A 22,973-nucleotide genomic window follows, 5' to 3' on the forward strand; every position below is an offset into this window, starting at 1 on the left:
AGAGAGGCACCCCCATGTCCATCCAGCGCAGGAGACGACCCGCCACCCCCGTGGCGATGGCCGCCGTGGGCGGCGCGGCACTGCTCGCCGGGGCCTGGTTCGTGGTCCCCGGTCAGCAGGTCGACGGAGAACTCACCTCGGGCTCGGACCCGCGGACCCTCGCCGACCCGCACAGCGAGACCCCCGTGGGCTACGCCGCCATGAACGGCGGCACCACCGGCGGTTTCGGCGGCGACGGCGTCGAGGAGTACGTCCTGAGCGAGTACGCCTCCTGGAGTGCGGAGAGCACCCCGGGCGAGGCACTGTACGAACTCCTCAACGACCACGACGACGGTGGCGACGGAGTGGTCGTCCACGTCGACGTCACGGTCACCGCAGACCAGGTCGACGAGCAGAAGATCGACGTCAAGGACCTGGCCAACGTGTCCATCCTCGGCGTCGGCGACTCGGGTGAGTTCGACGGGATCGGCTTCAAGGTCACCCGTTCGGAGAACGTCGTCTTCCGCAACCTGAACATCCACCACGTCTCCCAGGGCGAGGGCGACGCGCTGGAGGTCACCGAACAGAGCTCCAACGTGTGGATCGACCACAACGACTTCAGTAGTGAGAAGGAGGGCGTCGACAAGGACCACTACGACGGCCTGGTCGACATCAAACACGGTTCCGAGTACGTCACCGTCTCCTGGAACCGGTTCAGCGACCACTGGAAGACGTCGCTGGTCGGCCACAACGACTCGGCCGACGCCGCCCCGGACCTCATCACCTACCACCACAACCACTTCAGCAACCTCAACACCCGTGTGCCGCTGATCCGGCACGCGGACGTGCACATGCTGAACAACGTGTTCGAGGACATCGACGGTTCGGCGATCAACGCCCGTATGGGTGCCCAGGTGCTGGTCGAGGGCAACCACTTCGACAACGTCGGCTCCGGTGACACCGACAGCCAGGACGGCCAGATCGAGGGTCCGGTCGGCTGGTGGTACGGCAGCTCCGAGACCGGCTACTGGAACCTGGTGGACAACGAGTTCACCAACGGCACCCCGCACGAGCACCTGGAGTCGACCACCGACTTCACGGTGCCCTACGACTACACCGCCCAGAGCCCCGCGGACGCCAAGGCGGACGTCGAGGCCTACGCGGGCACCGGGGTCATCGACACCACGTCCTGACCCGGCCCGACGGTGGCGCCGGACCCTTTCGGATCCGGTCCGGCGCCACCGGCAAGCGTTTGCAGAAATCCACTGATCAGCGCAGGCGGTGCGCCCCCTTGGACGGCAGCGCGGTGAACACGTCCGGAGCGCCGAAACCACGTTCGGCGAAGGCCGCACGTACCGCTTCACCGCAGGGGCCGACCCGATCGTCGTCCACGAGCGCGATCACGCAGCCACCGAAACCGCCTCCGGTGATCCGCGCGCCCAGCGCACCCGCGGTCAGCGCCGCGTCCACCGCCGTGTCGACCTCGGGGACGCTCACCTCGAAGTCGTCGCGCAGGGAGACGTGCGAGGCGGTGAACAGCGCGCCCACTTCGCGCGGTCGCCCGCCGCGCAGCAGTTCCACCGTCTTGAGGACCCGGTCGTTCTCCGTCACGATGTGCCGGGTCCGGGCGCGGGTGAGCTCGTCGGGCAGTTCCGCCAGGGCCTTGGGCAACGCCTCGACGGTGACGTCGCGCAGCGCCCGCACCCCGAGGAGCCGGGCGGCGTCCTCGCAGGTCCGCCGGCGTTCGGCGTAGGCGCCCTCCACCAGTCGACGCGGTGCCTTGGTGTCCACCACCAGCAGGGCCATGCCGTGCGCGGCGAGGTCGAACGGCTCCTGTTCGGTGGCCAGGGAACGACAGTCCAGGAACAACGCCCGCCCCTCGTCGGACAGCATCACCGCGGACTGGTCCATGATCCCGCAGGGCATGCCGACGAAGTCGTTCTCGGCGCGCTGTGCCAGGCGCGCGACCTCGGCCGGGGCGGGTTCGTCGCCGTACAGTCCGGTGGCGGCCAGGATCGTCGCGCAGCACAGCGCGGCCGAGGTCGACAGTCCGCTGCCGGCCGGGATGGTGCTGTCCACCAGCAGGTCGAGCCCGCCGATCCGGTGCCCCTCGTCGAGCAGGGCCCACAGTGAGCCCGCCTGGTAGGCGGCGCCCTCCGGGACCGTGCCCGGGGCCAGACCCGACAGGTCGAATTCGTGGGCGCCGGGGAACTGCGACGATCGCACACCCACCCGCCCGTCCGTGCGGCGGGCCGCCGCGATGGTCAGGCTGTGCGGCAGGGCCATCGGCAGCGCGAAACCGTCGTTGTAGTCGGTGTGCTCGCCGATGAGGTTGATCCGCCCAGGGGCGACCCACATCCCTTCCGGCCCGCGACCGAACGCCTCCTGGAATCGGCCCGCCAGTCCCCACTCGTCCACGTACGATGGCCCGCTCACGTCTCCACCCGCTTTCGGGTGAACTCCCAGGCGTCGGCCACGATCTCGTCCAGACCGCGAGTGGGCGACCAACCGAGTTCGGCGCGGGCCCGGTCGTTGGCCGCCACGAGGATGGCGGGGTCGCCCGCGCGTCGGGGACCGTCGACCACGGGAACGGGGTGGCCGGTGATCCGTCGGACCGCGTCCAGCACCTCGCGGACGCTGTATCCGCCGCCGCTGCCCAGGTTGTGGATCCGGTGCGTGCCCGGTTCCAGGTGCTCCAGGGCGCGCGAGTGGGCGTCGGCCAGGTCGCGAACGTGCAGGTAGTCCCGGATCGCGGTGCCGTCGGGGGTGGGGTAGTCGGTGCCGTGCACCGAGGCGTGCTCCACCTCCCCGGTGGCCACCTTCAACAGGTTGGGGATGAGGTGGGTCTCCGGGTCGTGCCGCTCGCCGAGCCCGCCGTGCGCCCCGGCGACGTTGAAGTAGCGCAGGCTGATGGCGCCCAGACCGTGGGCGCGCGCCCACCCGGTGAGCATGTGGTCCACGGCGAGCTTGCCCGCGCCGTAGGGGTTGGTGGGCGAGGCCGGGTCGGTCTCGCGCAGTGGCGTGTCCGAGGTGGGGTCACCGTAGGTGGCGGCGGTGGAGGAGAACACCAGCCGGTCCACACCGTGTTCGCGCATGGCCTCCAGCAGGGCGAGGGTGCCGCCGACGTTGGTGTGCCAGTACGGTCCGGGGTCCTGCGCGGACTCGCCCACCAGGGATTTTCCGGCGAAGTGCAGCACGGCGTCGAAGGAGGGGTCGAGGACTCGGGTCGCGTCGTGGATGTCCCCCTCGACGAAGGAGGCTCCGCCGGGGACGGCGTCGCGGTGACCGGCGGAGAGCACGTCGAGCACGGTGACCTCGTGCCCTACCTCCAACAGCAGTGCTGTGACGACGCTGCCGACATAACCGGCGCCGCCGGTGACGAGGAGTTTCACGGGGTGGCCTCTCGGATGCGTTGGGCGGTGGTCTCGGGCGCGATGTCGTTGATGAACACGCCCATGCCGGACTCGGTGCCGGCGAGGTACTTGAGTTTGTTCTCGGCGCGGCGGATGGAGAAGATCTCCAGCCGCAGCCGGGACAGGTCCCGGGCCTCGGAGTCGCGGACGGGCGCCTGGTGCCAGGCGGAGATGTAGGGCAGCGGCTTGTCGAAGAGCCGGTCGAGCCCGCCGAGCAGGTCGGTGTACAGCTCCGCGAAGGCGTCACGTTCGGCGTCGTCGAGCGAGGGCAGGTCGGGGACGTCGCGATGCGGGTAGACGTGCACCTCCACCGGCCAGCGGGCGGCCTCGGGCACGAACGCGGTCCAGTGCTCGTTCCGCAGCACCACGCGCGGCCCCTCGCGTTCGGCGGACAGGATGTCCTCGAACAGGTCGCCGCCGGTCTCCTCCCGGTGTGCGCGGGCCGAGGCCACCACGGAGGTGGTGCGGGGGGTGACGAACGGCAGCGCGTAGATCTGACCGTGCGGGTGGCTCAGGGTCACCCCGATCTCCTCGCCCCGATTCTCGAAGCAGTACACCTGCTCGATGCCGGGCCGTTCGGCGAGCGCGGCGCTGCGATCGGCCCAGGCGTCGACGATGGTGCGCACACGGGCGCTGCCCAGCTGTGCCATCGAGGTGTCGTGGTCGGAGGAGAAGCAGAGCACCTCGCAGCGTCCCTCGTCACCGCTGAGCGACGGGAAGCGGTTCTCGAACGCGACCACGTCGTAGTCGGCGGCGGGGACCTCGGTGTGCCGGTCGATGGTGGAGGGGCACAGCGGGCACTGGTCGCTGGGCGGTAGGTGGGTGCGGCTCTGGCGGTGCGCGGCCACCACGACCTGCTCGCGGGTCAGCGGATCCCGGCGCAGTTCGGATCCGGGGGCCCGTTCGGGCAGGTCGCGGGGGTCATGGAGTTCGCGGTGCGCGTCTTCGGATTCGTCGAAGTAGATGATCTCGCGGCCGTCGGCCAGGCGCGCGGTGGTCTTTCTCATCCGGTCTCCCGGGGGACGTCGGTGACCACGAGGTCGCCCACGTGGTCTCGAAGGGTGTGTCGGGCGTCCGTGGCGAGCCCGTCGTCGGTGACGAGCACGTCGCAGCGGTTCAAGGGGGTGATGGTGCTGATTCCGACGGTGTCCCACTTACTGGAGTCGGCGGCGACCACCAGGGTCGCGGCGGACTCCACCAGGGCGCGGTTGGTCTCGGACTCCATCAGGTTGGGTGTGGTGAATCCGGCCCGTTCGTGCATGCCGTGCACGCCCAGGACCAGGGTGTCCAGGTTGATCCCGTGTACGGAGGCGAGGGCGAGCGGGCCCACGAGGGCGTCGGAGGGGGTGCGGAACCCGCCGGTCAGCGCGACGGTCTGGTCGGAGCGCTCCGAGCGGTGGAAGACCTCGGCGACGGGCAGCGAGTTGGTGATGACGGTGAGACCGGGGGTGTCGCGCAGGTACTCGGCGACCAGCGCCGTGGTGGTCCCGGCGGACAGGCCGACGGCGCTGTTCGGTTCGACGAGGTCGGCCACGGCCCGCGCGATGGCGTGCTTCTCGGCCGCCTGCCGGGTCGACTTGGCCTGGAAGCCCGGTTCCTCGGTGCGGGGGCCCTCGGGGGCGACCGCGCCGCCGTGCACCTTGCGCAGGGCGCCGCGTCCCTCCAGGGCGTCGAGGTCGCGTCGGATGGTCATGTCGGACACGGCCAGGGACGCGACGAGGTCGGTGACGCGGACGCTTCCGTCCTGCCGGAGCCGATCGAGGATCAGCTCCTGTCGTTGCGCGGCCAGCATCCTGCCCCCTGTGATCGAAAATGTTGGATTCTGTTGAATCAGAGTCTCATTGGCTGGTCGGTCACTGTCAATGGGGGTCTGGTTCCGGGAGGCGTGTGGGAAACCGTTGATAAGCGTTGACATTTCGCGGGTGCAGTGTCGACGATGTGGAGGTTCGTGTCGGCACTCACACACTCGATGGACCCTCGCGTGGCCGGACCGATTCTGGGAGCGATCAAGGATGACCAACCAGCGCACCATCACCCTGCGGGCCGCCGGGGCCGCCCTGGTCCTGCGCGTGCCGGAGAGCGGTCTCCCGCACGTCCTGCACTGGGGCGCGGACCTGCCCGACTTCGAGGGGCTGGCCCTGGCCGCCGAACCCCCGGCCGCCAACAACGGCGTCGACGTTCCCACCTACGTCTCCCTGGTGCCGACCCAAGGTGAGGGATGGCGCGGACACCCCGGGCTGGCCGGGCACCACGAGGGGCGGATCACCTATCCGGCCTGGTCGCGGGTGGAGGTCGACGTGGATCCGTTGGAGGACGCCGAACCCGGCGTGGGCGGACGCGTCACCGTCTCCGCCGAGGGCGGTGGTCTTCGACTCCGCACCGAACTGCGCATGGAACCCGAGGGGCTGGTCCGGGTCCGGCACACCGTCACCAACCTCGATCCGGCCCCCTGGACCCTGGACACGCTCAACGTCACCCTCCCGCTGCCCCGCGAGGCCGAGGAGGTCCTGGACCCGACCGGCCGTTGGGTGCGCGAACGTGTCCCGCAGCGCTCGCCGTTGGGCATGGGCACCCGCACTCGGGCCTCGCGCCGGGGGCGCACCGGCCACGACTCCCCGCTCGTTCTCACCGTCGGGACCCCGGGCTTCGGGTTCCGCGAAGGTGAGGTCTGGGGCGTGCACACCGCCTGGAGCGGCGACCACGTCCACCTGGCCGAACGTCTCCCCGAGGGTGCGGGGCAGGCCGACGCGGTCATCGTCGGTGGCGAACTCCTCCACCCCGGCGAGGTGCGTCTGGGGCGGGACGAGTCCCACACCACCCCATGGGTGTTCCTGAGCTGGTCCGATCAGGGACTGGACGGGATGTCCGGACGCTTCCACCGCTGGCTGCGCGCCCGCCCCGAACACCCCACCTCACCGCGCCCGGTGGTGCTCAACACCTGGGAGGCGGTCTACTTCGACCACGACCTGGACCGGCTGAGGGAACTCGCCGACACCGCCGCGCGCATCGGCGTGGAACGGTTCGTCCTGGACGACGGCTGGTTCCGTGGCCGCCGCGACGACACCGCCGGCCTCGGCGACTGGACGGTCGACGACCAGGTGTGGCCGGACGGGCTGCACCCGCTGTTCGACCACGTGCGCTCCCACGGGATGCGGGTGGGGCTGTGGGTGGAACCCGAGATGGTCAACCCCGACTCCGACCTCGGACGCGCCCACCCGGAGTGGTTCCTCGCGCCGCAGGGCCGCCCCGCGCTGCCCAGCCGCAACCAGCAGGTGCTGGACCTGGGCCGCCCCGAGGCGCTGGAGTACGTGTTCGAGCGCCTGGACGCCCTGGTCACCGAGTACCGACTCGACTACCTCAAGTGGGACCACAACCGCGACCTCTTGGAAGCCGTGCACGCGCCCACCGGTTCCGCCGGGGTCCACCACCAGACCCTGGCCGTGTACGAACTCATCGATCGGCTCCGGGCCCGTCACCCGGGGCTGGAGATCGAGTCGTGCTCCTCCGGGGGCGGCCGCGTCGACCTGGGCATCCTCGCCCGCACCGATCGGGTGTGGGCCTCCGACAACAACGACCCCCTGGACCGGCTCGCCATCCAACGGTGGACCGAGCTGCTCCTTCCCCCTGAACTCATCGGCGGCCACGTGGGCGCTCCGGAGTCGCACACCACCGGCCGGGTCGCATCGCTGCCCACCCGGCTGCTTGCCGGCCTGTTCGCCCACGCCGGGATCGAGTGGGACGTCACCACCTGCGACGAGACCGAACTCGCCGCGCTGGCCTCCTGGATCCGGCTCTACAAGGAGATGCGCCCGCTGCTGCACTCGGGGGACGTGGTGCACGCCGACACCCCCGACCCGGCCGAACAGCTCGACGGCGTCGTGGCGACCGACGGCGGCGAGGCGCTGTTCCGGTACGCGCGACCGGAGGCGTCCGTGCGCGCGCTGCCCGGCCGGGTCCGCCTGCCCGGACTGCGCCAGGACCGCCGCTACCTGGTGCACTGGCGGCAGGACACGGGATGGCCCTCGACCATGCAGCAGGTGACGCCGGAGTGGTTCGGCGGCGAACCCCGAGAGTTCTCCGGGGCGGTGCTCGCCCGCGCCGGCCTCCAGATGCCCAACATCAACCCCGGTCAGCTGATCCTGCTCCACCTGAAGGAGGTCTGATGCCCGAGTACTCCGCGCTGGAGGGGTTCGCCCCATCGTCCGGGGCCCGTGCCCCGCGCGCCCGCCTGCGCTCCGACGCGCCCGCCCTGGACCTGAACGGCGTCTGGCGGTTCCGCCTGCTGCCCGAGGCCCCGCAGGACACCGGCGGGTTCGAGGCGCCCGACTTCGACGACACGACCTGGGACGACCTGCCCGTCCCCGCCCATTGGCAACTGCACGGTCATGGGGCGCCCGCCTACACCAACGTGAACTACCCGTTCCCGCTGGACCCACCGTTCGTGCCCGACGAGAATCCCACGGGGGAGTACCGTCGCGTGTTCGACCTCCCCGAGGGATGGCCCAAGGGCGGCGGCGCGGTACTGCGCTTCGACGGCGTGGACTCCTTCTTCCGGCTGTGGGTCAACGGCATCGAGATGGGGTTCGCGACCGGCAGCCGGCTGGTGAGCGAGTTCGACGTGGGGCACCTGTTGCGGGCCGGGCGCAACGTCCTGGCGGTGCGGGTGCACCAGTGGTCCGCCGCGAGCTACCTGGAGGACCAGGACATGTGGTGGCTGTCCGGGATCTTCCGCGACGTCACCCTGCTGTCCCGGCCCGTCGACGGGATCGAGGATGTCACGGTCGTGGCCGACCACGACCACACCACCGGCGTGGGGACCCTGCGCGTGGACGTCACGGGCTTCCCCGGGGCCCGTGTCCATCTGCCCGAACTCGGACTCACCGACCTCGAACCCGGGATCGCGCACCGGGTGGGGGAGATCGAACCATGGTCGGCCGAGACACCGAGGCTCTACGATGCCGAGGTGGTGGCCCCCGGTGAACGGGTCCGGCTGCGGATCGGCTTCCGCACCGTCGTGATCGAGGACGGGGAGCTGAAGGTCAACGGCAGGCCCCTGCTGCTGCGCGGGGTCAACCGGCACGAGTGGCACCCAGACCACGGCCGCGCGGTGACACGGGAGACCATGCGCGAGGACGTGCTGCTGATGAAGCGGCACAACGTCAACGCGGTGCGGACCAGCCACTACCCGCCGCACCCGGACTTCCTCGACCTGTGCGACGAACTGGGCCTGTGGGTGGTGGACGAGTGCGACCTGGAGACCCACGGGTTCGAGGTGGTCGACTGGCGCGGCAACCCCTCCGACGACCCGCGTTGGCGCGACGCCTACCTGGACCGGATCCGGCGGACGGTGGCGCGGGACCGCAACCATCCCTCGATCATTCTGTGGTCGCTGGGCAACGAGTCCGGCCGGGGCGAGAACCTGCGAGCCATGGCCGACTGGGTGCACGAACACGAACCCTCCCGTCCGGTGCACTACGAAGGCGAGTGGGACAGCTCCTACGTGGACGTGTACTCGCGGATGTACCCCGAGCACGCCGAGGTCGAGGGCATCGGCCGTGGGGAGGAACCGGTGATCGAGGACCCGGAGGCGGACGATCACCGGCGTTCCCTTCCGTTCGTCCTGTGCGAGTACGCCCACGCCATGGGCGCCGGCCCGGGTGGGCTGGAGGAGTACCAGCGGCTCTTCGAGCGCCACCCGCGCCTGGTCGGTGGGTTCGTCTGGGAGTGGATCGACCACGGGATCCGGCGACGGGAACCCGACGGCACCGAGTGGTTCGCCTACGGGGGCGACTTCGGGGAGGTGCTGCACGACGGGAACTTCGTGGCCGACGGGTTGCTGCTGCCCGACCGGGTCCCGAGCCCCGGTCTGACCGCGCTGGCCCGCACCTTCGCCCCGCTGCGCCTCACGGTGGACCCCCGGGCCGCGACGGTGACGGTGGAGAACCTGCTGACCTTCGCCGACACCGCCCACCTGGCCTTCGACTGGGAGGTGGCCGAGGAGGGCGAGGTGTTCGGTGGTGGGAGCCTGCCGGTTCCCGTGCTCGCCCCCGGCGAGCGGATCGAGGTGCCGCTGCCGGAGGTGCCCCGTGGTGAGGGCGCGGAGACCTGGCTGACCGTCACCGCGCACCTGACCGACGACCTTCCATGGGCCGGGTCGGGCCACGAGGTGGCGTGGGGACAGGCACCCTTGGTCGATCGGAGGCCCGCACCCGAGCAGGCGCCGGCGCGGCCGCTGCTCGACGGCGAGGGACTGCGGCTCGGCCCCGGTCTGTTCGACGCCGGAACCGGCCGGTTGCTCACGGTGGGCGGCCTCGACGTGGGCGAACCTCGGGTGGGGGTCTGGCGTGTCCCCACCGACAACGACGAGGGTCTGCACGGCATGGGGCTCGCCCCGTTCTGGCGAGGGCTCGGGCTGGACCGGCTCACCGAACGACGGGTGGCGGTGGACGTGGCCGACGACGCCCTGGAAGTACGCACCCGCCTCGCGCCGGCCGCCCGTGACCTGTGCCTGGACGCCACCTACCGGTGGACCGCCGACGCCGACACGCTCTGGCTGGACCTGACCGTGACGGCGACGGGGGAGTGGATCTGTCCGCTGCCGCGCCTGGGCATCGACCTCACCCTGCCGGGCGCCTTGGGCGCGATCGAGTGGTTCGGGTACGGGCCCGGCGAGGCGTACCGGGACATGGCCCAGGGGGTGCGGATCGGCCGGTTCACCGACACGGTCGACGGGTTGCAGACCCCCTACCTGCGCCCACAGGAGAACGGCCGGCGGATCGGCACGCGGTGGCTGGAGCTGTGGGACGAGGCCGGCTCCGGGCTTCGGGTCCAGGGCGACCCCGAGTTCGAGTTCACCGCGCGACGGTGGAGCGACCACGAGTTGGACGCGGCCCGACACCCGCACGAGCTGGTCGCGGGGGACCGGGTGCACCTGCGGGTGGACGCCGATCACCACGGGTCGGGTTCAGCCTCCTGCGGTCCGGGTGTGCTGCCAGTCCACGGGCTCCTCGCGGGGACCCACCGGCTCCGCGCGGGCCTCACCCGGCTCCGCGGCTGAGGCGGTACGGCGCGGTGGTCGGTGCGCGGTGAGCTGGACCAGCAGCACCGCCCCGACCGCCGCCAGAGCGCCCAGGCCCTGCGTCACGGTGAGGGTCTCGTTCAGTACGAGGAAGCCGAGGAGCGTGGCGGTGAGCGGACTGGCGAAGGACATGAAGGACACCGCGAGGGCGGGGAGCCGTTCGATGCCGCGGAACCACACCACGTAGGAGAGCAGCGCGCCGAACAGACCGAGGTAGACGTAACCGCCCAGGTTGGCCATGGTGATCGAGGACGGCAGCCCCTCCACCAGCAGGGTCGGGGGAAGCAGCACGAGTCCACCGGCGGTGAGCTGCCAGCCGGTGGTCGCGAGCACGCCCACCCCCTCGGGGCGGCCCCAACGTTTGGTGAGCACGATCCCCGAACCCATGCACACCGCCCCGAGCAGGCCGGCCACAACGCCGATCGGGTTCAGCGCGGCCTCGGGGCCCACCACGAGCAGTGCCACGCCCAAGGCGCCCAACAGGCAGGCCAGGGCGTGGGCCGGGCGGATGGCCTCGCGCAGAACCAGCGCCCCGAGCAACAGCACGATCACCGGCTGGACCGCCATCACCAGGGCCGCGACCCCGCCGGGCAACAGGTAGGCGGCGATGTAGAGCAGGTAGAGGAAGGCGCCGATGTTGAGGGTGCCCAGGACGAGCGCGCGCCACCACCACACGCCCTTGGGCAGGGAGCGGGTGATGAGCAGGAGGAGCAGCCCGGCGGGCAGGGCGCGGGTGAGCGCGGCCAGGAACGGCCGGTCGGGCGGCAGGAATTCCGTGGTGATCAGGTAGGTGCTGCCCCAGACCATGGGGGCGAGCGCGGTGATCAGGGTGTCGGCGGCGGTCCGCCCACGGCCGCTCACCGTGTTCCCCGGGCGGTCTCGTCGGCGGAGGGGGCCATGAAAAACCTTTCGATGTCGAAATGTTCGATGTCGAAAGGTTAGGTCGGTTTCGGCGGACCCGTCAAGCGAGCGCCGTTAGGATCACGTCATGAACGACGCCGTCGACCTGTACCTCGCCCAGTGGAACCGGGAGCGCCCCGACCTCGACGTCTCACCGATGGCGATCATCGGTCGGATGAACCGCCTACAGCAGATCCTGGGTCGAGGGGTCGGTGACCACCTGGCCGGACACGGCCTGGAGCGCTGGGAGTTCGACGTGCTCGCCACGCTGCGGCGGTCGGGCGCGCCGGACCACAGGCTCGGCGCCAAGGATCTGGTGCGGATGACCATGGTGGGTTCGTCCGCCATGACCAACCGCGTGGATCGCCTGGCCGAACGCGGCCTGGTCCACCGGGAGGTCGATCCCGCCAACCGACGCCGTGTCCTCATCGGCCTCACCGACGAGGGCCTCGCCATGGTCGACAGGGTGGTGGAGGACCACGTGGCCAACGAGAGTCGCCTGTTGGAGGGGCTCGACCCGGGCGAACGCGAACAGTTCGTCCACCTACTGCGCAAGCTGCTGCTCTCCCTCGGCGACAGCGCCCCCGAAGGGGAACAGGGTCGAATCCGGACATGACGAAGGGGAGGCCCCGTGGGACCTCCCCGGCTGTTCGTGGTCGGACTAACCGCTCTTGGGCTTGTCGTCCGGGCTCAGGGCGTCCTTGACCTTCTCGCCCGCCTGCTTGAGCTTGGACTTGCTCTGCTCGGTCTTGCCCTCGGCCTTCCACTGATCGTTGTCGGTGGCCTTGCCGAGGTTCTCCTTGGCCTTGCCCTTGAACTCGTCGAACTTGTTCTCGACCTTGTCACCCTCTGACACGGTGGCCTCCCTCGATCGGTTCCACTTGTAGCCCTGACCGATCGGAGCGACTCGCAATCATGTCGTGCGCCACGGATGTGCCGAGGGTGATCGAGAACACCCTGTACGCGGTCAGGGGGCGACGGGCACGACCGAGTCGAAGGGGGCGTGGGTGGAGAGCCGCTGCTCGATGCCGCCGCGGACCATCGTCTTGGCGGTACGGACGGCGTCGCCGACGGCCGTCCCCTTGGCCAGTTCGGCGGTGATGGCGGCCGCGAAGGTGCAGCCGGCGCCGCTCACGCGCTCCTCGCCGATCTTCGGTCCGCTCAGCACGGTGACCTCCTCGCCGTCGAAGTAGACGTCGACGGCGTCGGGGCCGGGCAGTTCGGTGCCGCCCTTGACGATCACGTGCTTCGGTCCGAGCTCGTGGATGCGACGGGCCGCCTCGATCAGGTCGTCGACGGTCTCCAGGCTCTCCATGCCGGCGAGGGTGCGGGCCTCGAAGTGGTTCGGGGTGATGACCGTGGCCAGTGGCAGGATCTGCGCGGTCAGGGCCTTGTCGGTGTCCAGGGCCGCACCCGGCTCCTGCCCCTTGCAGATGAGGACGGGGTCCAGGACCACGTGCCGCCAGGTCTGACGTTGGAGCGCCTCGGCCACGACGTCGATGGTGTCGGGGGTGCCGAGCATGCCGATCTTCACGACGTCCAGGTCGTGGCAGCTCGTCGCGGCCTCGATCTGGTCGGTGATGACACCCGGGTCGACCGGCACGAAGCGGTGGTTCCAGTCGTTCTTCGGGTCGAAGGAGACGATGCAGGTGATCGTCCCGACGCCGTAGACGCCCAGTTCCTGGAAGGCCTTGAGGTCGGCCTGGATGCCGGCTCCGCCGGTGGCCTCCGACCCTGCGATCACGTACGCGCGGTTGGTCATCGTAAGCCAACCTCCCTCTGCTCGTTGTGCGGTTGCGCGGTGTCGGGGCCCTGAAGGGTCACGAACCCACTGGACATTGCACCACAGCTGGTCATTTCCGGCATATCGGATATCCGCCATGGTGGCCCCACCCCCGAAAGTCTAGTTTCGTTCGGGCGCCGTTCACCTCGCGGGCGCGGCTCACCTCTCGGCGAGAAGCCGATCGGTGGTGTCGTATCCACTCGCGTAGGCACCCTCCACGGTGTTCTCCCCGGTGGTCGGCTCGCCCGCGAAGTACAGGACACCCTCCAACGGCGAGGCCAGCGTGGCCGGGGCGTCGTGCGCGCCGGGCGGGACGTACAGGTACGCGCCCCGACTGAACTCGTCGGCCGCCCAGTCGTGCGTGGTGCGGGCGACGGGTTCGGGCACCTCCTCGCCCAACGACGAGGACAGGGCCGCGAGCCCGGCCACGAACCGGTCCCCGACCTCTAGGCCCAGCAGGCGGCGGGCGTTGTCCCCGGCCGCCCAGGCGACCACGACCTCCGGGTCGCCCCGGGACAGGCACCAGAACACGAACCCCGAGTCCTCGTCCCAGCCGAGTACGTCCTCCTCCTCGGGGAAGACCGCCCGGTCGAACTCGTACACGAGCTTGAGGGCGTCGGTACGATCCAGCGACTCCACCGCACCGCGGTGCGAGCCCGGAAGCGCGGGGTCGAAGACCACGTCCCCCTCCTTGAGCACCCCGATCGGCAGCGCGACCACGCAGCGGTCGGCCCGCACCTCCAACACGCCCCGAGGACTCTCCGCCACCACGTCCACGCCCCGGCCGGACCATCGGATCCGGCGCACCGCGTGCCCGAGCCGTACGTCCAGGTCGTAGGCGAGGGGCGGCAGGATCCGGTCGTACCCGCCCACCACCCGGAAGTTCTCCCGGGGCGAGGACCACCAGTCGAACAGCCCGGACTCGCTCATCCACAGCGCGCTCCACCGGTGCAGCGGCTCGTTGTCGAGGGACACCGGTGGCCACCGGTCCGGTGGAACCTCCATGCGGTCGAGGTAGGCGGCGGCGTCCTCGACGGCGGTCGGTGGTCCGGAGACGTCCAAGGGTCGGTGGCTCCCGGCCCCGTGGCGCACACGGACGGTCTCGGCCCGCGCCTCCTCCACCAGTTCCCAGGTGTAGGCCTCGCGTCCGTGGATCAGGCCCGCGCCCAGTTCCACCGGCACGGAGGTGAAGTCGTGGTCGGTGTACAGTTGGCCGCCGATTCGGCCCCTGGCCTCCAGGACCACCACGGAAAGGCCGTGGTCGACGAGGTTGCGCGCCGCCGACAGGCCGGTCACCCCGGAGCCCACCACGACCGCGTCCCACCGTTCCCGGCGTCGGGCGGCGTCGCCGGCCGGCAGGAACGCGCCGCCCAGCAGTACACCCGCGCCCACCAACGCCGATCTGCGGCTCGGAGGGCCCCCGGCGTGATCGTCCGCCCGTGGGACGTGCACCGCCATGCCGCCTCCCGCCTCTCGTCGAGCCCGCACCCCGACGGGTACGGCGCCTCCGCATTATCCAGGGAACGGCCTTGCGATAATAAAAATATGTCCGTAATATTTTTATATGGCACGTAACGCCGACCACGACGAGAGAAGGCGGCAGGTCGCCGAGGCCCTGCTGCGCACCGTTGCCCGCAAGGGCCTGGCCAAGACCACACTGGCCGATGTCGCCGACGAACTCGGTGCCTCGGTCGGCCTGGTCCAGCGTTACTTCCGAAGCAAGGGCGCCCTGCTCCGGTTCGGGATCGAGCACATGTACCGGCGGAGTGAGGAGCGGTTCCGAGAGGTGGAACCGTCCCCGCCGATGCGTGACTTCCTCCTGCGCCTGGCGCTGACGCTCCTGCCCCTGGACGAGGAACGGCGCATGGAACTCGGCGTCTGGCTGGAGTTCCTGCCCACCACCATCACCGATCCCGAGATGGCCGACCTGCACGCCTACGCCACTGGCGAGGTCGTGGCGGGCTTCGAGCGGGTGTTGGTCGCCGCGGGGGAGAGGGGCGAACTGATCGATGGGGCGGAACCCCGTTGGGAGGCCCGATCCCTCTACGCACTGGTGGACGGCCTCACCGTCCACCAGCTGACCAGCCCGGACATATACGACGACGCCGGGGCCCAGGCCCTGCTCCAGCGGCACATCGATCGAATCTTCGACTTCGACGAGAAGGAGTCCTGACATGACCCGGGTCACGGGGGCCGTGGAAACCGGATCCGTGGGACGGACGAGCGGGCGCTTACCCCTGCTCGACGTCCTGCGGGGGGTGGCCATCCTGGGCACGCTGGCCACCAACGTGTGGTTGTTCACCGCGCCGGGCGGCGAGTCCGTCATGCTTTACGACACCGGTGCGATGAGCCCGATGTCCGCCTTCGTGGAGAACCCGTCGGTGGCCACCCTCGTGGAGGGGCTCTTCCGGACCGCCGCCAACGGCAAGTTCCTCGCCCTGCTCACCCTGCTGTTCGGGGTGGGACTGGCCATACAGTTCCGTTCGACGGCCAAGCGTGGCGCACGATGGCCGGGCGCCTACAAGTGGCGGGCGCTCTTCCTCTTCGTCGAGGGCTCGGTGCACTTCACCCTGGTCTTCGCCGCGGACGTGCTCATGGGGTACGCGCTGGTCTCCCTGCTGGTGGCGTGGTCGCTCACCAGGTCGGAGAGGTTCCGGAACACGGTGATGTGGCTGTCCCTGACCCTGCACCTGGCCTTCATGGGGTTGTTGACCGCGGCCCTGGCCGTCCTCCCCGAAACGAACGCGGAGGTGCCGCGCGAGGCGGTGGACCTCTACGCGCGAGGCTCCTACCTCGACCAGATCGCCTTCCGCCTGGACAACGCCATGGCCCTGCGGACGGAACCGATCATCACCTTCGCGCTGATGGTGTTCATGTTCCTACTGGGTGTTCGCCTGTTCCGGGCCGGTGCCTTTGGTCCGGACCCGACGGGACGGCGGATCCGGGCCCGGCTGGCGGGCTGGGGGATGGGCCTGGGACTGCCGCTCACCCTGATCGTCTCCCTGGCCGGACCGGACTGGTTCCTCCTGGATCGCTACGTGGTCGCCCCCTTGGTGGCCTTGGGCCTGATCGGCCTGATCGGCCGGCTGCTGGACCACGTCACGGGCGACGGGCCGGTGGTGACGTCACTGAGCGCGCTCGGCCGGATGGCGATGACCGGGTACGTGGCGCAGAACGTCGTCCTGATGGTCCTCTGCTACGGATTCGGACCGGGCCTGGCCGAGCGGATGGCCGGCACCGGGCCATGGTGGGTGCTCGGTCTGTGGTTCGGGACGTCCCTGCTGCTGTTGGTCGCCTCGACCCTCTGGCTGCGCCGATTCGCCCAAGGCCCGTTGGAGGCCATGCAAAGGCGAGCGCTGTCCCGTGCCCGCTGAACGACAACGCCCAAGGGAGGGGAGAACCCACGTGAACCACGACCGTGGGGCGGGCATCCAACCCGGTATGCCCGACAGCAATCCCCAAGCGGCCTTCCTGAACCTGCTGGCCTCCACCTACGCCCGCTACGGCGTCGAGATCCAGGCGCTCCCGCCCACAGGGATGCGCCTACCGCTGCCACCGAACGACCAGGGCCGCGATTCCCTCGACATCGACTACGCCGACACCGCGGCCCAGGTGCTCCAGCAGCCGGAGGACCAACACCCGGAGTTCGCCGAGCAGATCGTTTTCGGCATGATGCGGCAGCTGCGTTCGCGCGGCATCGCCTTCGGAACCCACTACCCGCCCCTGTCCACGGACCTGGCCCGGCAGGTCATGCTGGCCGCGCTGCGCTCAGGCGGCCTGAACGCCCACTTCGACTTCCCCGATTCCCTCCTGCTGACGCTGCCGGACGGGGGCACGCTCCGCAAGGACGTGGGCGGTCTCCTGCCACTGCTCGAAGGCTTGGACGAGGAACACGCCCTGGAGAAGGCGGTCGAGTTCGCCGCGGCCCTGGCGAACCAGGTCTCGGAGGTACAGACCCCCGTCAGCCCCGAGAGGTTGCGCACCCGGCTCTACGCGGAGTCGTCCTTCCCCGAGGGCGTCCTGGCGAAGATGGTGGCTCGCCCGATGGCCACCGGGGTGGCGGAGGTCGTGGTCCTCGACCTTCCCGACACCATCCGGCCGTTGACCCCGGGCGACCTCGAAGGGCTCGGCCTGGGCGTGGAGCAGGCCTTCGACCGGGCCGTCGAAGGCTCTCTGAGCGAACCGGTCGAGGTCTCCCGTATGGACGCCGGAGGCACCTCGATCGTGCATATCGGCAGCGAGAACGGCTTCTACGCCGCATCCCACCTGCACGTCCTCGCCCGCCACCTGGGAGAGGCCCGCTACGGGGCGCTCGTGGTGTTCCCGTCCCCGCCGGTGCTGATGGCGCATGTCCTGGGCGCGAGCGCCAACCCGATCGGCGCGATGAGCACCCTGCAGGAACTGGCGGCGCGCTTCGCCGCCGACGCCGGCAAGCCCATCAGCGACAAGCTGTACTGGTGGCGACCGGAATCGGCCGCGGGCGGGCGCCCCCGGCTGGCCGAGGTGCGGATCGAACTCGACGAACAGACCCAGAGGGCCGGCGTGTACTCCGAGGACGAGGACTTCCTCCCCCTCCTGCGGTCCCTGAACTGACCCCGGACCCGGATCGAATCCGACGGTTCGGTCAACTCGACGGAGGGGTGTCGGCCGGTTTCGTGAACTGTCCCGGCCGGCGTCCCTCACCCGGCCCGCCCGCGTAGGTCTGGCCCACGCGAAGCCACTCCTCGGCCGCCGCGCCTCGTGCCTTCAGATCGGTGTCGGCGACGTGTCGACGTCGGGTCAACACCAGACAGAACTCCAGCGCGTCGCCGGTGACCACGTCCTCGGCCTCGTCGGGGCCCAGCCGCCACGGACCGCCGTCGGGCGCGGTCAACTCCACCCGCACCGGGGCGTCCGGGGCGCTGAGGCCCCGGGCGAGATAGCTGTAGGGGCGCACCCGCAGCGCGAGGTGGGCGATGTGGCGGAGCCGGTCGGTGGGAACGCGCTCCACCCCAAGGGCGTCCACGATGTCCTGACCGTGCGCCCACGTCTCCATCAGTCGCGCGGTGGCCTTGGACGCCACGCTCATCGCCGGCCCGAACCAGGGCACCCGGGTGCCGGCCGGAGCCTCGCTCAGGGCCTCCCGCAACCCCGACGAGCACCGTCGCCACTCCACCAGCAGGTCGGCGGGGGTGAGCGCGGTCAGTGGAGCGGCCGCCGCGTCCACGAACCCCTCCGGGTCCGCCATGGCATCGGTCAGGAGCCGATCGAAACCCGCCTGGTCGGTCAGGGCGATGAGCGCGGCGCCGTCGAAGAACGCCAGGTGCGCCACCTGATCGATGATGGTCCAACCGGGGGCGGGTGTGGGCCTGGCCCATTCGGCGGAGTCGACCCCGGCCAGGAGGGTGGCCAGCTCCTCCTGTTCGGCGCGCAGGTCTTCGATGAGGGCTTGCGTGTCGACCACGGGAACTCCTCCAGGGGGCGGTCGGCCAACGGAGTTGACCAACGTGTCATGTTCTGCGCACCATAACAAAATGTGAAGTGGATCTCTCCGGGGAGAGGGTGCGAAACGAAGATGACCACGACCGAAGACCACGGGACCGACCGGTGGAACACGCCCGAGCGTGCCGCGCTGCGCGAGACGGTCCGCACCTTCGCGGCCAGGGAGATCCTGCCCCACGTGGAACGGTGGGAGGACGAGGGCGAACTCCCCCGTGACCTGCACCGGGCCGCCGCCCGGGTCGGGCTGCTGGGACTGGGCACACCAGGGTCGGTGGGCGGTGAGGGCGAGATGATCGACCAACTCGTGGTGTCGGAGGAGGCCGTCCTGGCCGGGGTGCCCACCGGGGTTCTGGCCTCCCTGTTCACCCACGGCATCGCGCTGCCCGCCCTGATCGCCGACGGCCGTGAACACCTGGTGCGCGACTACATTCGTCCCACCCTGGCGGGCGAACTCGTGTGCGCCCTCGCCATCACCGAACCGGACGCCGGATCCGACGTCGCGCACCTGCGCACCCGAGCGGTCCGCGACGGCGACGAGTGGGTGCTCGACGGGGCCAAGACCTTCATCACCTCCGGCTACCGCGCCGACTTCGTGACCGTGGCGGCCCGTACCTCCGACACCGGGCACGAGGGCATCTCCCTGTTCGTCGTGGACCGAGACACCCCCGGCTTCACCGCCACCCGCCGGCTCGACAAGATGGGCTGGCGCTCCTCCGACACCGCCGAACTCTCCCTGGTCGACGTGAGGGTGCCCGCCGATCACCTGGTGGGCCGTGTGGACCAGGGTTTCTACCAGATCATGGACCAGTTCGCGAGTGAACGGATCGCGATGTCCGTGCAGGCCTGCGCGGTGGCGCGACGTTGCGTGGACCTGTCCGTGGCGTGGGTGCGCGAACGCGAGGCCTTCGGTGGCCCGCTCGCCAAACGCCAGGTCCTGCGGCACCGCCTGGTGGAGATGCACCGCCGCACCGAGGTCGCCACCTCCTACGTGCGACGGATCGCCGAACGGCTCCAGGACGGGGAACCCCTCATCGCCGAGGTCGCGATGGCCAAGAACACCGCCACCGAAGCGATGGACCACGTGGTCGACAACGCAGTCCAGCTGCACGGCGGTATGGGGTTCATGCGCGGGACCGAGGTGGAACGCCACTACCGCGACGCGAGGGTCTTCAGCATCGGCGGCGGAACCTACGAGATCATGAACGAGGTCATCGCGAAGTTCCTCCCCTTGAGGTGACCGGACCGGCCCGGGGGAGTGGAGGGGACGGAGACGACCAGTGCGAACCAACGCCCGGACCGGGCGACCGCCCACCGAACGCGGTCGCCGTAAACGGGGTGCCCTCGTGCGGGCGGCCCGGGAGGTCTTCGAGGAACGGGGCTTCGAGGACACGCGGATCGCTCGGATCACCGGCCGTGCGGGGGTCGCCTACGGGAGCTTCTACACCTACTTCGACTCCAAGGAGGCCGTCTTCCACGAGGTGGCCAAGGGGGTGGCGGGGGAGATGTTCGACGCCGCGCGCTCGGCGGCGCCCATCGGCGCCGAACCGGTCGACCGGATCCGCCACTCCACCGAACGGTTCCTGGCGGCCTACCGGGAAAACGCGCGGATCATGCAGGTCATCGAGCAGATCTCGCCGCGGCACCCGGAGTTCCGCGCCCTCTTCCTGGAGATCCGCGGCCTGTTCGTCGAACGGATCGTCACGGGCACGCGACGACTCCAAGAGGAAGGGCTGGCCTCCACCGACATCGACGTGCCCACCACCGCGAGCATGCTCGGCGGCATGGTGGAGCACACCGCCCGCATGCTGTTCCTCTATGGCGAGGAACACGACGCCGACGTGGTGGTGGAGACCGCCACCCGACTGTGGGCGCGGGGGATCGGCCTCGACGGTGTTCCCTAGGGGCCTCCGCCGGCGCTTGGGCCCCGAACGAACAATCCCCCGTGGTTCCCCGAGCAGGGCCTCGATCGGTGAAGAACGTACAAGACCGGCGGACCCGCGCCGCGCGAGGATCCCATTATGGAGACCACAGACAAGCCCGTGCGCTTCGACACCAAGATCGCCGTTCTGCTCCGTGACGACCTGGCCGTCTGGCAGCGGCTCAACGTCACCGCGTTCCTGGTCGGCGGGCTCGGCACCCGGGTGCCCGAACTGGTCGGCCGGCACTACGAGGACGCCGACGGCAACGAATACCTGCCGATGTTCCGTCAACCGATCCTGGTGTTCGAGGCCGACAAGGAGACCATCACCAAGGCCCACGCCCGTGCGCTGAAACGGGAGGTGGAGCTTTCGGTGTTCACCTCGGACCTGTTCGCCACCGGCCACGACGACGACAACCGGGCCGCGGTGCGCGCGGTACCGGCGAACGACCTCGACCTGGTCGGCATGGCCGTGCACGGACCGAGGAACGGGGTGGACAAGGTCATCAAGGGCGCCCGGATGCACGGCTGAGCGCGTCGACCGACAGGCGCGCCCGGGCGTAGCGCCCCGGCTGCAGACCGAGCACCCGAGTGAAGTGCCGGTTCAGGTGGGCCTGGTCGTGGAACCCCGCGGTCACCGCGACGTCCTTGGGCGCCATCCCGTCGAGCAGCAGCCGCCGGGCCAGGTCCACCCGCCGACCCACCAGGTACCGGTGCGGAGGCATGCCGAATCGGCGCGCGAACACCCGTGCCAGGTGGGTGGGGTACGCGTGCAACGACTCCGAGGCCTCGGCCAGGGTCAGCCCCCGCACCGTGCGGTCGTCGAGGAGGTCGCGCAGGGCCTCGGCCAGACCGGGGTCCTCGGGGCGGGTCGCGGGGTCCACGGAACCGGACAGGTGCAGCCGCAACCGTTCGCGGACCAGGGCCAACCGGATCTCCGCCTCCAGCTCGTCCCCGATCCGCAGCAGCGCCCCGTGCAGGAGGTGGATGCGGTTCCGCAGCAGGGGGTCGTCGAACATGGGGTGGTCCACCGCGCGCCCCACGAGTTCGGGGGCGATCTGTTCGGGATCCAGGTACAGCACCCGTTTGCGCAGGCCCTGCTCGGTCACCGGGGTGCCGTTGTGCGGGACGTCCGGCGGCAACAGGGTGACCGTCCGGTCCAACGCCCCGTGCTCGTGTCGCCCCAGGTCGTAGCGGACGGTGCCGGAATCGATGATGAGCAGCGTCCAGGACCGGTGCGTGTGCATCGGGTAGGCGTGTCGGCGCATGTGGGTGTGGAACACCTCGGTGACACCCGTGACCCGCGGCCGCAGGACCACCGTGTCGGCGTGGCCGTCCATCAATTCTTCCTGAGGGGACCACCGGCTTTAGAGCTCATCTCATTTGGATTCTCGATAGCCTGGCCCGGTGTCGATGGTTGAGCGGTTGGTGCCGGACAAACTGTGGGAGCTGTTTCAACGGGTGGTGCCCGAGGCACCCACCCGGCCTCAAGGTGGTGGGCGGCGCAGACACGGAGACCGCGAGGTGTTGGCCGCGATCATCTTCGTGGCGACCACCGGCTGTACCTGGGCCCAGCTCCCATCGGTCTTCGGCCCCTCCGGACCCACCGCGCACCGGCGTTTCACCGAATGGAGCCGGGCCCGGGTCTGGGCGAAGTTGCACCGTCTGGTCCTAGACGAACTCGGCGCCCGCGGTGAGCTGGACTGGTCACGGTGCGCGGTCGACTCGGTGAACATGCGTGCTCTCAAAGGGGGGACCTGACGGGTCCGAATCCTGTCGATCGGGGCAAGAAGGGCGCCAAGATCCACTTGATCACCGACCGGACCGGGCTTCCGATTTCTATGGCGATCTCGGGTGCGAACCTGCACGACAGCCAAGCGTTGCAACCGCTGATTCGCGCGATACCGCCCATCCGGTCCAGGCGAGGCCGCAGGCGACGCAAACCAGGCAAGCTCCACGGAGACAAGGGCTACGACTACAACCACCTGCGCCGATGGCTCCGCGAACGCGGAATCGTCCATCGCCTGGCCCGCAAGGGTGTGGAGTCCTCCAAGAGGTTGGGGCGCCACCGCTGGCAGGTCGAGCGCACCATGGCCTGGCTGGCCGGATGCCGCCGACTCCATCGTCGCTACGAGCGCAAGGCTGAGCACTTCCTCGCGTTCGCCGGCATCGTCTGCACATTGATTTGCTTCCGCAGACTCACCAAATGAGATGAGCTCTTAGCCGGTGGGGGAATCAGGTTTCCCGCGTAGCGGGACAAGGGCAGCCGAACCGCCGCTAGGCGGTCCGGCGTCCACCACAGGACACAGAAAGTAGACCTGTGTCGCCTGTATACTACTCTCGTGTCTGTGACTCGCAAGGTTCGCCGGTTCTCCGGTGGCGTGTACGACCTCGGACTCCACGTCGTGTGGTGTTCGAAGT

At 70.0% G+C, this 22,973-nt stretch carries 21 protein-coding genes; 11 read left to right on the forward strand and 10 right to left on the reverse strand.

Annotated elements, in window-relative coordinates; genetic code table 11:
• Positions 1–14: 14 nt before the first annotated feature.
• Complete coding sequence (locus ACWGSK_RS18255; RefSeq protein ID WP_358513904.1) at positions 15–1,172, forward strand: pectate lyase family protein; 1,158 nt, start codon at positions 15–17, stop codon at positions 1,170–1,172.
• 76 nt (positions 1,173–1,248) lie between these two features.
• Here the strand turns inward: ACWGSK_RS18255 and galK are convergent, their stop codons facing one another.
• Genes galK through ACWGSK_RS18275 form a run of 4 tightly spaced genes read right to left on the reverse strand, consistent with a single transcriptional unit; the run spans position 1,249 to position 5,184 of the window.
• Positions 1,249–2,415: a galactokinase gene (gene galK / locus ACWGSK_RS18260; RefSeq protein ID WP_358513906.1), complete on the reverse strand. Its 1,167-nt coding sequence runs from the start codon at positions 2,413–2,415 to the stop codon at positions 1,249–1,251.
• On the reverse strand, positions 2,412–3,371 hold the full coding sequence (gene galE, locus ACWGSK_RS18265) for a UDP-glucose 4-epimerase GalE (RefSeq protein WP_358513908.1): 960 nt from the start codon (positions 3,369–3,371) through the stop codon (positions 2,412–2,414). Before galE ends, galK begins: the two co-directional genes overlap by 4 nt.
• Positions 3,368–4,399: a galactose-1-phosphate uridylyltransferase gene (gene galT, locus ACWGSK_RS18270; protein WP_452456323.1), complete on the reverse strand. Its 1,032-nt coding sequence runs from the start codon at positions 4,397–4,399 to the stop codon at positions 3,368–3,370. The genes galE and galT overlap by 4 nt, the downstream gene beginning before the upstream one ends.
• The gene (locus tag ACWGSK_RS18275) at positions 4,396–5,184 is read right to left on the reverse strand and encodes a DeoR/GlpR family DNA-binding transcription regulator (RefSeq protein ID WP_452456324.1); all 789 of its coding nucleotides are present in this window, start codon (positions 5,182–5,184) and stop codon (positions 4,396–4,398) included. The genes galT and ACWGSK_RS18275 overlap by 4 nt, the downstream gene beginning before the upstream one ends.
• Positions 5,185–5,404: 220 nt before the next feature.
• Between ACWGSK_RS18275 and ACWGSK_RS18280 the strand changes: the two genes are divergently transcribed.
• Both ACWGSK_RS18280 and ACWGSK_RS18285 read left to right on the forward strand, forming a co-directional pair.
• Positions 5,405–7,555 carry an alpha-galactosidase gene (locus ACWGSK_RS18280; protein WP_452456325.1) on the forward strand — a complete coding sequence of 717 codons (2,151 nt, stop codon included), beginning with the start codon at positions 5,405–5,407 and terminating at the stop codon, positions 7,553–7,555.
• Complete coding sequence (locus ACWGSK_RS18285) at positions 7,555–10,449, forward strand: glycoside hydrolase family 2 TIM barrel-domain containing protein (RefSeq protein ID WP_452456326.1); 2,895 nt, start codon at positions 7,555–7,557, stop codon at positions 10,447–10,449. Before ACWGSK_RS18280 ends, ACWGSK_RS18285 begins: the two co-directional genes overlap by 1 nt.
• Here ACWGSK_RS18285 and ACWGSK_RS18290 read toward each other — a convergent pair.
• Positions 10,357–11,331: an EamA family transporter gene (locus ACWGSK_RS18290; protein WP_358513918.1), complete on the reverse strand. Its 975-nt coding sequence runs from the start codon at positions 11,329–11,331 to the stop codon at positions 10,357–10,359. The two genes, ACWGSK_RS18285 and ACWGSK_RS18290, sit on opposite strands and share 93 nt — an antisense overlap.
• 127 nt (positions 11,332–11,458) lie before the next feature.
• On the opposite strand from ACWGSK_RS18290, the gene ACWGSK_RS18295 reads away from it, so the two are divergent.
• Positions 11,459–11,986: a MarR family winged helix-turn-helix transcriptional regulator gene (locus ACWGSK_RS18295; protein WP_358513920.1), complete on the forward strand. Its 528-nt coding sequence runs from the start codon at positions 11,459–11,461 to the stop codon at positions 11,984–11,986.
• Positions 11,987–12,031: 45 nt separating this feature from the next.
• Here ACWGSK_RS18295 and ACWGSK_RS18300 read toward each other — a convergent pair whose 3' ends face one another.
• The 3 genes from ACWGSK_RS18300 to ACWGSK_RS18310 all read right to left on the reverse strand — a co-directional run bounded on the left by ACWGSK_RS18300 (position 12,032) and on the right by ACWGSK_RS18310 (position 14,611).
• The gene (locus ACWGSK_RS18300; protein WP_358513922.1) at positions 12,032–12,226 is read right to left on the reverse strand and encodes a CsbD family protein; all 195 of its coding nucleotides are present in this window, start codon (positions 12,224–12,226) and stop codon (positions 12,032–12,034) included.
• A gap of 111 nt (positions 12,227–12,337) precedes the next feature.
• Positions 12,338–13,132, reverse strand: a complete 795-nt coding sequence (thiD, locus tag ACWGSK_RS18305; RefSeq protein ID WP_358513924.1) for a bifunctional hydroxymethylpyrimidine kinase/phosphomethylpyrimidine kinase — start codon at positions 13,130–13,132, stop codon at positions 12,338–12,340.
• Positions 13,133–13,312: 180 nt separating this feature from the next.
• Positions 13,313–14,611: a flavin monoamine oxidase family protein gene (locus tag ACWGSK_RS18310; RefSeq protein WP_358513926.1), complete on the reverse strand. Its 1,299-nt coding sequence runs from the start codon at positions 14,609–14,611 to the stop codon at positions 13,313–13,315.
• A gap of 106 nt (positions 14,612–14,717) precedes the next feature.
• Between ACWGSK_RS18310 and ACWGSK_RS18315 the strand changes: the two genes are divergently transcribed.
• The 3 genes from ACWGSK_RS18315 to ACWGSK_RS18325 are packed head-to-tail and all read left to right on the forward strand — an operon-like array spanning position 14,718 to position 17,746.
• Positions 14,718–15,326 (forward strand): TetR/AcrR family transcriptional regulator, encoded by a 609-nt coding sequence (locus tag ACWGSK_RS18315; protein ID WP_358513928.1) that lies wholly within the window; start codon positions 14,718–14,720, stop codon positions 15,324–15,326.
• Position 15,327: 1 nt separating this feature from the next.
• Positions 15,328–16,527 carry a DUF418 domain-containing protein gene (locus ACWGSK_RS18320; protein WP_358513930.1) on the forward strand — a complete coding sequence of 400 codons (1,200 nt, stop codon included), beginning with the start codon at positions 15,328–15,330 and terminating at the stop codon, positions 16,525–16,527.
• A 31-nt stretch (positions 16,528–16,558) separates the two neighbouring features.
• Positions 16,559–17,746 (forward strand): hypothetical protein, encoded by a 1,188-nt coding sequence (locus ACWGSK_RS18325; RefSeq protein ID WP_358513932.1) that lies wholly within the window; start codon positions 16,559–16,561, stop codon positions 17,744–17,746.
• A 31-nt stretch (positions 17,747–17,777) separates the two neighbouring features.
• On the opposite strand, the gene ACWGSK_RS18330 is transcribed toward ACWGSK_RS18325, so the two are convergent.
• On the reverse strand, positions 17,778–18,596 hold the full coding sequence (locus ACWGSK_RS18330; RefSeq protein ID WP_358513934.1) for a TIGR03084 family metal-binding protein: 819 nt from the start codon (positions 18,594–18,596) through the stop codon (positions 17,778–17,780).
• A 111-nt stretch (positions 18,597–18,707) separates the two neighbouring features.
• Between ACWGSK_RS18330 and ACWGSK_RS18335 the strand changes: the two genes are divergently transcribed.
• The 3 genes from ACWGSK_RS18335 to ACWGSK_RS18345 all read left to right on the forward strand — a co-directional run bounded on the left by ACWGSK_RS18335 (position 18,708) and on the right by ACWGSK_RS18345 (position 21,084).
• Positions 18,708–19,871, forward strand: coding sequence for an acyl-CoA dehydrogenase family protein (locus tag ACWGSK_RS18335; RefSeq protein ID WP_452456327.1), 1,164 nt, complete (start codon positions 18,708–18,710; stop codon positions 19,869–19,871).
• A 40-nt stretch (positions 19,872–19,911) separates the two neighbouring features.
• A complete protein-coding gene (locus ACWGSK_RS18340) occupies positions 19,912–20,535 on the forward strand; it encodes a TetR/AcrR family transcriptional regulator (protein ID WP_358513938.1) in 624 nt (207 codons plus the stop codon).
• Positions 20,536–20,652: 117 nt separating this feature from the next.
• On the forward strand, positions 20,653–21,084 hold the full coding sequence (locus ACWGSK_RS18345) for a DUF2000 domain-containing protein (protein ID WP_358513940.1): 432 nt from the start codon (positions 20,653–20,655) through the stop codon (positions 21,082–21,084).
• On the opposite strand, the gene ACWGSK_RS18350 is transcribed toward ACWGSK_RS18345, so the two are convergent.
• Positions 21,059–21,892: an AraC family transcriptional regulator gene (locus ACWGSK_RS18350; RefSeq protein WP_358513942.1), complete on the reverse strand. Its 834-nt coding sequence runs from the start codon at positions 21,890–21,892 to the stop codon at positions 21,059–21,061. The genes ACWGSK_RS18345 and ACWGSK_RS18350 overlap by 26 nt on opposite strands.
• A gap of 73 nt (positions 21,893–21,965) precedes the next feature.
• On the opposite strand from ACWGSK_RS18350, the gene ACWGSK_RS18355 reads away from it, so the two are divergent.
• Positions 21,966–22,762 (forward strand): IS5 family transposase gene (locus ACWGSK_RS18355; RefSeq protein WP_452456332.1). Its coding sequence is split into 2 segments (ribosomal slippage): positions 21,966–22,302 and positions 22,302–22,762, totalling 798 coding nucleotides; the frame shifts between segments, so codons are not numbered across the junction.
• The last annotated feature ends 211 nt before the right edge of the window (positions 22,763–22,973 follow it).

Source organism: Nocardiopsis sp. NPDC055551 (assembly GCF_053619415.1).